The organism is Martelella sp. UBA3392 (assembly GCF_002358775.1).
GTDB lineage: Bacteria > Pseudomonadota > Alphaproteobacteria > Rhizobiales > Rhizobiaceae > Martelella > Martelella mediterranea.
Window position 1 is genome coordinate 1 of record NZ_DEPM01000075.1, and the last position, 8,310, is coordinate 8,310.

The window sequence follows — 8,310 nt, forward strand, 5'->3', positions numbered from 1 at the left end:
CTCCCCCTCAAGGGGGGAGATTGGGGGTTGAGAGGGGCGGGTGATGCCGATAGTCGCAGTTGGGTGGCGCTGTCCGGTTCGAGCATCAGGGACTTGGTAGGCTTGACCAAACGTATTTTCCGAACCGTGTTTCAGTTCGTCCAAGGCAGCAAAAAGCCTTGGATGCAGGGACGAAACCGCTCTTTCCAGCTCGGATGACCTGCGCTGTCATCGCCCCTTAACCCGTTTCACCGCATCGATTTTTTTGCCCCGGTTAACCAAAGTAAACGGTTCATTAACCATCCTCGGTCACTAATGGCTTCATCACGCTTTCCTTAAAAAAGCGGCATTGTGAGTGTGCTTTCCGGCTTTGGTCGGAAAAGATGGGGATGGGCATGACTGCCTTGCATGTAGCGGTATTGATGGGCGGGTTTTCCTCCGAGCGGCCGGTGAGCCTTGCCTCGGGGAACCCCTGCGCCGATGCGCTCGAGGCGGAAGGCTTCAGGGTCACCCGCATCGATGTCACCCGCAATGTGGCAAGCGTGCTTGCCGAGCTGAAGCCCGATGTCGCCTTTAACGCGCTGCACGGGCCGTTCGGCGAGGACGGCACCATTCAGGGCATTCTCGAATATCTGCAGATCCCCTATACCCATTCCGGCGTGCTGGCCTCGGCGCTTGCCATGAACAAGGTGCAGGCCAAGCGCGTGGCGGGTGCCTGCGGCATTCCGATCGCCGAGGACCGGCTGATGCAGCGCTCCGAAATCGGCCAGACCCATCCGATGGCACCGCCCTATGTGGTCAAGCCCGTCAATGAAGGATCGTCGTTCGGCGTGGTCATCGTCGATGAAGGTCAGAGCGCGCCGCCGCAATCGATCACATCATCCGAATGGCCCTATGGCGAGACGGTTATGGTCGAGCGCTTCGTGCGCGGCCGCGAATTCACCTGCGGCGTGGTCGACGGCAAGCCGCTTTGCGTGACCGAAATCGTCCCCGTGGGGCAGAAATTCTACGATTTCGACGCAAAATACAAACCTGGCGGCTCAAAACACATTCTGCCGGCGGAAGTTAAACCGAATATTTACCAAAAGATTCAATCATTGGCCGTTCAGGCGCATCAGATCATGGGATGCCGCGGCGTCAGCCGTTCGGATTTCCGGTTCGATGAGGAGAGGGGCGAGGAAGGGCTGATCTGGCTGGAAATCAATACCCAGCCCGGCATGACCCCCACCTCCCTGGTTCCTGAAATGGCGGCGGAAGCCGGTATGAGTTTTGGTGCTTTTCTCCGTTGGATGGTGGAGGACGCTTCGTGTTTGCGTTGAAGACTGGAAGGGATGATGTCGACAGAGGCGACCGCATGGCTCAGGGCAGCCGCGCGGGCGTATTGCCGCGCCCTTTCCGCCGTCTGGTGCGCGCCACGACGGGTATCTTCACCGGTCGCACCACCGCGCCTAAACATATCGGCAGCGCCGCCGCGCTTGTGTTTTTCGCCGCTGTCGGCGCCAATGCCGTCGTCGTTGCCGGCAAGGGCGACCTCGTGCGCCGCGCGGCCTTCCAGCTTTCCGGCTTCGCGGTCGAGGATATCCAGATTTCGGGCAATAGCGAGACCTCGGAAATCGTAGTCCTGCAGAGCCTCGGCCTCGAGGGCGCCTATTCGCTGCAGGGCGTCGATATCCAGATGGCGCGCGGCCAGCTTCTGAACCTTCCCTGGGTCGCCGATGCCGATATCCGCAAGGTCTATCCTTCGACCCTGAAAATCTCGCTGAAGGAGCGTGTGCCCTATGCGCTGTGGCAGCAGGAAGACGGCCGTCTGCTGATGGTTGAGCGTGACGGCAATATCATCGGTCCGCTGAGCGCGCCGAAATTCCGCCGCCTGCCGCTGGTGCTTGGCCAGGGCGGCAATGTCGCGGCGAAGGATGTCGAGGAACTGATGCAGGAATGGCCGGAGCTTTCCGAACGCGTCCGCGCCTTCAAGCGCGTCGACGAGCGCCGCTGGGACCTCTATCTCGACAATGGCATGATCGTGAAGCTGCCGGAAAAAGACAGCGATGCGGCGCTTGTTCGCCTGCGCAAGCTGGAAGATGAACGTTCCATCCTCGAGCGCGAAATCGCCGCCGTCGACCTTCGTCTCGACGATCGGGTCGCGATCCAGCTCACGCCCGCCGCCATGGAGCGCCGCGCGGAAGCCACGGAAGCGCTGCACAAGACATTCAAGAACAAGGGGAGGCGTCTTTGACCCTGTTCCGCTCGTCCGGCTTCAGTCGCGCCAAGCCTCTTTCGGCCAAGAAGACGCATATTGTCAGCGTGCTCGACGTCGGCTCGTCGAAGGTTGTGTGCATGATCGCGCGCCTCACCCCGCGTGAGGAAAGCCAGATTCTGCCGGGCCGCACCCACAATATCGAGATCATCGGCATCGGCCATCAGCGTTCGCAGGGCATCAAGAGCGGTGTGATCGTCAATCTGGATGCGGCGGAACATGTGGTCCGGCTGGCGGTGGACGCGGCCGAAAGCATGGCCGGCATCACCATCGACAGCCTGATTGTCAATGTTTCGGCCGGTCGCCTGAAGAGCGATACCTATACGGCGGCGATCGACCTTGGCGGGCAGGACGTGGACTCCTCCGATCTCCGACGCGTCCTGTCCGCCGTCTCCCGCCGCTCGATCAACGAGGAACGGCAGGTGCTGCATTCGCTGCCCGCCGGCTTCACGCTCGACGGCGAGCGCGGCATCCGCGATCCGCTCGGCATGTATGGCGAGACGCTCGGCGTCGACCTGCATGTGGTGACGGCGGAACGGCTGGCGCTGCGCAATCTCGAACTCTGCGTCAACCGCGCCCACCTTTCGGTCGAGCGCATGGTCGCGACACCTTATGCGAGTGGCCTTGCCGCCCTGGTCGATGACGAAGTCGAGCTTGGCTGCGCGGCGATCGACATGGGCGCCGGCACCACCACGATCTCGGTCTTCTCCGAAGGCCGGTTGGTGCATACCGATGCGATCAGCCTCGGCGGCCATCACGTGACGACCGATCTCGCCCGCGGTCTTTCGACCCGGATGGAAGACGCCGAGCGGCTGAAATGCGTGCACGGCTCGACCATTGCCTCAACTGCCGACGAGCGCGAGATGATCGCGATCCCCTCCATCAGCGAGGACGATCACGATCAGCCCCGCCAGGTCTCCAAGGCGCTGCTTTCGAAGATCGTCAGGGCGCGGATCGAGGAAACGCTGGAACTGATCCGCGACCGGATCCAGCTTTCGGGCTTTTCGGCGGTTGTCGGAAAGCGGGTGGTGCTGACCGGCGGCGCAAGCCAGCTGATCGGGCTTAGCGAATTGTCGCGGCGGATCCTGAGCAGGAATGTCCGCATCGGTCGTCCGATGGGCGTTTCCGGTCTGCCGCTTCCGGCCAAGGGGCCGTCGTTTTCGACGGCCGCGGGCCTTCTGATCTATCCGCAGCTTGCGGAAAGCGAAACCTATGGCAGCGAGCAGCGGGGCTTTCTGTCGTCGGGCGGCGGACGCCTAGCACGCGTCGGCCAGTGGTTCAGGGAAAGTTTTTAACGAACACAAGAGATTGGCCGGCTAGGCGGTACGGCCATAGCGAGAAGGAACGAAACTCATGACTATCACGCTGCAGAAGCCAGATATTACTGAACTGAAGCCGCGCATCACCGTTTTCGGTGTCGGCGGCGGCGGCGGCAACGCCGTCAACAACATGATCACCGCGGGCCTCCAGGGCGTCGACTTCGTCGTCGCCAATACCGACGCCCAGGCGCTGACCATGACCAAGGCCGAACGCGTCATCCAGCTCGGCGTCGGCGTGACCGAAGGTCTCGGCGCCGGCTCGCAGCCGGAAGTCGGCCGCGCGGCCGCCGAGGAGTGCATCGATGAGATCATCGATCACCTCAACAATACCCATATGTGCTTCGTCACCGCCGGCATGGGCGGCGGAACCGGCACGGGCGCTGCTCCGATCGTGGCCCAGGCCGCCCGCAACAAGGGCATCCTGACCGTCGGCGTCGTCACCAAGCCGTTCCAGTTCGAAGGCCAGCGCCGCATGCGTCTTGCCGATGCGGGCATCGAGGAACTGCAGAAGTCGGTCGACACGCTGATCGTCATTCCGAACCAGAACCTGTTCCGGATCGCCAATGACAAGACCACCTTCGCCGACGCCTTCGCGATGGCCGACCAGGTGCTCTATTCCGGTGTTGCCTGCATCACCGACCTGATGGTCAAGGAAGGCCTGATCAACCTCGACTTCGCCGACGTCCGCTCGGTGATGCGCGAGATGGGCCGCGCCATGATGGGCACGGGCGAGGCATCCGGCGAAGGCCGCGCCATGCAGGCCGCCGAAGCCGCGATCGCCAACCCGCTGCTCGACGAAACCTCGATGCGCGGCGCGCAGGGCTTACTCATCTCGATCACCGGCGGTCGCGACCTGACGCTGTTCGAAGTTGACGAAGCCGCAACGCGTATTCGTGAAGAAGTCGATCCGGACGCCAACATCATCCTCGGCGCCACCTTCGACGAGGAACTGGAAGGCATCATCCGCGTCTCCGTCGTCGCCACCGGCATCGACCGTTCGGTCAACCATGCCGACGATGACGTTCCGGAACCGCGCCGCGAAACCCGCGCGCCGGAAATCCGCTCCAGCAACGCGCAGCCGAGCCAGCCGGCCCAGCCCGCGGCCCCCCAGCCGCGCCAGGACCCGATCGCCGAAACGATCCGTTCCGCCGAAGCTGAAATGGAACGCGAACTGCAGATGGCGATGAGCCATCAGCCGCAGCAGGCAAAGCCGCAGCCGCGCGCTGAAGCCCCGCAGATGCAGCCGAAGAGCCAGATCTTCTCCGCTCAGGCTCCGCGTCAGCCCGCGCCGCAGGCCGCCCCCCAGCAGCCGCGCCCGCAGATGGCCGAGCCGCGCCGCATGCCGGAAGTCTCCGACTTTCCGCCGGTGGTTCAGGGCGAGATGAGCGCAAGCCGCCGCCAGGAGCATGAAGAGCGCGGACCGAAGGGCCTGTTCAAGCGCCTTTCCAACACGCTTGGCCGCGGCGACGAAAGCTTCGAGGGTCATCACGAGGAGCCGGTGGCTCGTCGCGAACCCACGCAGCAGCCGCAGCAGAACCCCTACGCGCCGCGCCGTGCCGAAGCACAGCCGGCCCGCCAGGATGACGATCAGTTCGATATCCCCGCCTTCCTGCGTCGTCAGGCGAACTGAAACTCCATCGGTCCCCATTCGTTAGGGGACCGGTAACCGTCTTTTTGAAAACCTTCTCGCACAACGAACCCGGTCGCCCGCGCGGCCGGGTTTTTACGTGTTTCGTAACATTACGAAAGAAACAGTGATTTGGAATTGCGCGGACGTATGCGTAACTACATGCAAAGGCATCGACTCGCCAGACGCCCCGTGCGTGCCGTTCTATTCAGGCTGCAACGCAATCCTGAACGGACTATCGGGCATTGATGAGGCAGGGTCGGAATTCAGTTGAGTAGGGACATGATCATGTCGACAGGTATTTTCGGATTGCAGACGACCATCTCGAACTCCGTCAGGATTTCGGGGATTGGCGTGCATTCGGGCAAGCCGGCAACCATCGTCCTGCAGCCGGGCGAGGCCGATCAGGGCATCCTGTTCGAACGCTACGAAAACGGCAAGCGCATCAGTAGCTTCAAGGCCGTGGCGGACAATGTCGGCCCGACCGCGCTCTGCACCGTGCTCGGCACGCATCCGGGCGAGTGGATCGCCACGATCGAACACCTGATGGCGGCGATCTACGCGCTTGGCATCGACAATCTCGTCATCTCGGTGGATGGCGCCGAAATGCCGATCATGGACGGCAGTTCCCGGGTTTTCGTCGATGCGCTGGATGAGGTGGGCATCGTCAAGCTGTCCAAGCAGCGCAGCTATATAAAGGTCGCCAAGACGGTGCGCGTTGAAAGCGGCGCCGGCTGGGCCGAGTTCTCGCCCTATGACGGCACCCGTTTCGACGTCGAGATCGATTTCGAAACGCCGGTCATCGGCCGCCAGAAATGGGCTGGCGACATGAACGCCGATACCTTCCGAAAGGAACTTTACGGCGCGCGCACCTTCGGCTTCATGCGTGACGTCGAGCCGATGTGGGCGCGTGGTTTCGCGCTCGGCTCGTCGCTCGAAAACTCGGTGGTGATCGCCGATGACGACCGGGTCATCAATGCCGAGGGCCTGCGCTACGAAAACGAATTCGTCCGTCACAAGACGCTCGACGCCGTCGGCGACCTGGCGATGATGGGCATGCGTTTTGCCGGTGCATTCCGCTCCTATCGCGGCGGGCATGCGCTGAATGCCGCCGCCGTGCGCAAGCTGTTCGAAACGCCCGGCGCCGCCGTGATCGTTTCGCCGCGCGGCGCGCTGCCCTTCCGGCTGCGTCAGGAAGGCGTGGTTGCCGCGGGGCCTGCGTCCTGAGTTCTATCGGATAAAGCTAAAATATTCAGGCGGATCGCGCGCATTTGCGGCGGTCCGCCTTTTCATTTGGTGGCTCTGTCGGCTCGGGTCGCTTCCAGCCTTTCGAACTGCTTATACCAAGGATCAGTGATTAGGACCCATATGACCGGCGCGATTTTGAAAGCCGGCTAGGCGAAAACCGCAGTCGTAGCTATAGCTACGGCGAGGATTTTCAACGACGCAGGCTTTCAAAATCGCCCGGCCCCGAAGGGGTGCGGCTGGAATGGCCCCCGAGGGCGTCAAAATCCTCGCGCGATGCTCAAGCATCGCTCTGCGGTGTTTTCCTACTCGGATGGCCATTCCAGCGCGCATCATATGGGTCCTAATCACTGATCCTTGGTATTAAGGATGCGTTATTGAAGCGCCATTAATTTGTGCGTTTTTCGCGCGCCTGCGATTGCTCTTGGCAGCGGGATATGCGTAAAACGTCGGTTGAAACAGAAATGCGTCCGCATGACGCGCAACTGGGGCACAAGCAATGTCTGATACTTTGAACCGGAAAAGACTGGGAGCGTTTCGCGCAGCGGCGCTGCCGGCGGCCATAATTGTCGGAGCAGGTATCGTTCTTGGCGGCTGCTCCCGGGACAAGGATGTCGACATCACAACGCTGCAGTATGAGGCTGATCCGCCCCAGCAGGTTTACGATGAGGCTCTTGCCAACATCAACGCCGGCAAGGTGAGCGAGGCGCTGCGCAAGTTCAAGGCCGTGCAGGACCAGAACCCGCTTTCCGACTATGCGCGGCAGGCGCTGTTGATGCAGACCTACCTGGAATACCGTTCGCGCAAATATGAGGCGGCGGTCAAATCCGGCACGCGCTATGTCCAGCTTTATCCGAACTCCAAGGATGCAGCCTACGCGCAGTATCTGATCGGCCTTGCCTATTCGAAGGAAATCGTCGACGTCACCCAGGACCAGACGGCGGCCGAGCAGACGATCGTCGCGATGCAGAAGGTGATCGACAACTATCCGGATTCCGATTACGCCGGCGACGCGCGCGCCAAGATCCGCTATGCCCGCGACCAGCTCGCCGGCAAGGACATGCAGGTCGGTCGCTACTATCTTGAGCGCAAGGACTATGTCGCCGCGATCTCCCGCTTCAACCAGGTGGTCGACGAGTATTCGGACACCAACCAGATCGAGGAAGCGCTGGAACGCCTTGTCGAGGCCTATTACGCCATGGGCGTGGTTTCCGAGGCGCAGAACGCGGCCTGGGTGCTGGGTCATAACTATCCCGACAGCCCGTGGTATGCGCGCGCCTACAAGCTCTTGAGTTCCAAGGGGCTCGAACCGAAATCGGCCGGCCGGGGCTCCGCTGTTTCGGACGCCACGCCGAGCTAAAACGGCGCATCCGCCAGGTCGCGAAAAACATGCTTGTCCAGCTTTCCATTCGGGACATCGTTTTGATCGAGCGGCTGGAGCTTGACCTCGGCGCGGGTCTTTCGGTGTTGACCGGCGAGACCGGCGCGGGAAAATCCATTCTGCTCGACAGTCTTTCGCTCGCGCTCGGCGCGCGCGGCGATGGCGCATTGGTGCGTCACGGGCAGGATTCGGGGCAGGTGATCGCGGTCTTCGACGTGCCGATGGATCATCCGGTGCGACTTCACCTGCGCGAAAACGGTCTCGACGATGATGGCGACCTGATTTTCCGGCGGATGCAATCCGCCGATGGCCGCACCCGTGCCTTCATCAACGACCAGTCGGTGAGCGTGCAGATGATGCGCCAGGCCGGGCGGTTGCTCGTCGAAATCCACGGGCAGCATGACGAGCGCGCGCTGATCGACACCGACGGACACCGCCTTCTGCTTGATGCCTTTGGCGGGCTGACGGCTGAAGCGGAGGCCGTGGCGGGCCTTTATCGTGGCTG

8 protein-coding genes are annotated in these 8,310 nt (G+C 62.1%); all 8 read left to right on the plus strand.

Annotated elements, in window-relative coordinates:
* Nucleotides 1-198 (plus strand): hypothetical protein (locus B4E36_RS05720; protein ID WP_345900095.1); only part of this gene is annotated, 198 nt, incomplete at its 5' end.
* Between the two features lie 176 nt (nucleotides 199-374).
* Nucleotides 375-1,298 (plus strand): D-alanine--D-alanine ligase, encoded by a 924-nt coding sequence (locus B4E36_RS05725; RefSeq protein WP_292059945.1) that lies wholly within the window; start codon nucleotides 375-377, stop codon nucleotides 1,296-1,298.
* 35 nt (nucleotides 1,299-1,333) lie between these two features.
* Nucleotides 1,334-2,212, plus strand: coding sequence for a cell division protein FtsQ/DivIB (locus tag B4E36_RS05730; RefSeq protein ID WP_292059943.1), 879 nt, complete (start codon nucleotides 1,334-1,336; stop codon nucleotides 2,210-2,212).
* Nucleotides 2,209-3,528 carry a cell division protein FtsA gene (gene ftsA, locus B4E36_RS05735; protein ID WP_292059941.1) on the plus strand — a complete coding sequence of 440 codons (1,320 nt, stop codon included), beginning with the start codon at nucleotides 2,209-2,211 and terminating at the stop codon, nucleotides 3,526-3,528. Before B4E36_RS05730 ends, ftsA begins: the two co-directional genes overlap by 4 nt.
* 58 nt (nucleotides 3,529-3,586) lie before the next feature.
* Entirely contained in the window at nucleotides 3,587-5,182 is a 1,596-nt protein-coding gene (gene ftsZ, locus B4E36_RS05740; RefSeq protein WP_292059939.1) for a cell division protein FtsZ, read from the plus strand.
* Between the two features lie 285 nt (nucleotides 5,183-5,467).
* A complete protein-coding gene (gene lpxC, locus B4E36_RS05745) occupies nucleotides 5,468-6,406 on the plus strand; it encodes a UDP-3-O-acyl-N-acetylglucosamine deacetylase (RefSeq protein ID WP_345900096.1) in 939 nt (312 codons plus the stop codon).
* A gap of 517 nt (nucleotides 6,407-6,923) precedes the next feature.
* Complete coding sequence (locus B4E36_RS05750; protein WP_345900097.1) at nucleotides 6,924-7,784, plus strand: outer membrane protein assembly factor BamD; 861 nt, start codon at nucleotides 6,924-6,926, stop codon at nucleotides 7,782-7,784.
* A 29-nt stretch (nucleotides 7,785-7,813) separates the two neighbouring features.
* The coding region (locus tag B4E36_RS05755; RefSeq protein WP_345900098.1) for an AAA family ATPase at nucleotides 7,814-8,310 on the plus strand (497 nt) is incomplete at its 3' end.

What these genes read in the sequence shown, in the direction of transcription:
- B4E36_RS05750 (WP_345900097.1), top strand. Translation starts at nt 6,924, where the DNA reads ATGTCTGATACTTTGAACCGGAAAAGACTGGGAGCGTTTCGCGCAGCG.
- lpxC (WP_345900096.1), top strand. Translation starts at nt 5,468, where the DNA reads ATGTCGACAGGTATTTTCGGATTGCAGACGACCATCTCGAACTCCGTC.
- B4E36_RS05725 (WP_292059945.1), top strand. Translation starts at nt 375, where the DNA reads ATGACTGCCTTGCATGTAGCGGTATTGATGGGCGGGTTTTCCTCCGAG.
- B4E36_RS05730 (WP_292059943.1), top strand. Translation starts at nt 1,334, where the DNA reads ATGGCTCAGGGCAGCCGCGCGGGCGTATTGCCGCGCCCTTTCCGCCGT.
- ftsZ (WP_292059939.1), top strand. Translation starts at nt 3,587, where the DNA reads ATGACTATCACGCTGCAGAAGCCAGATATTACTGAACTGAAGCCGCGC.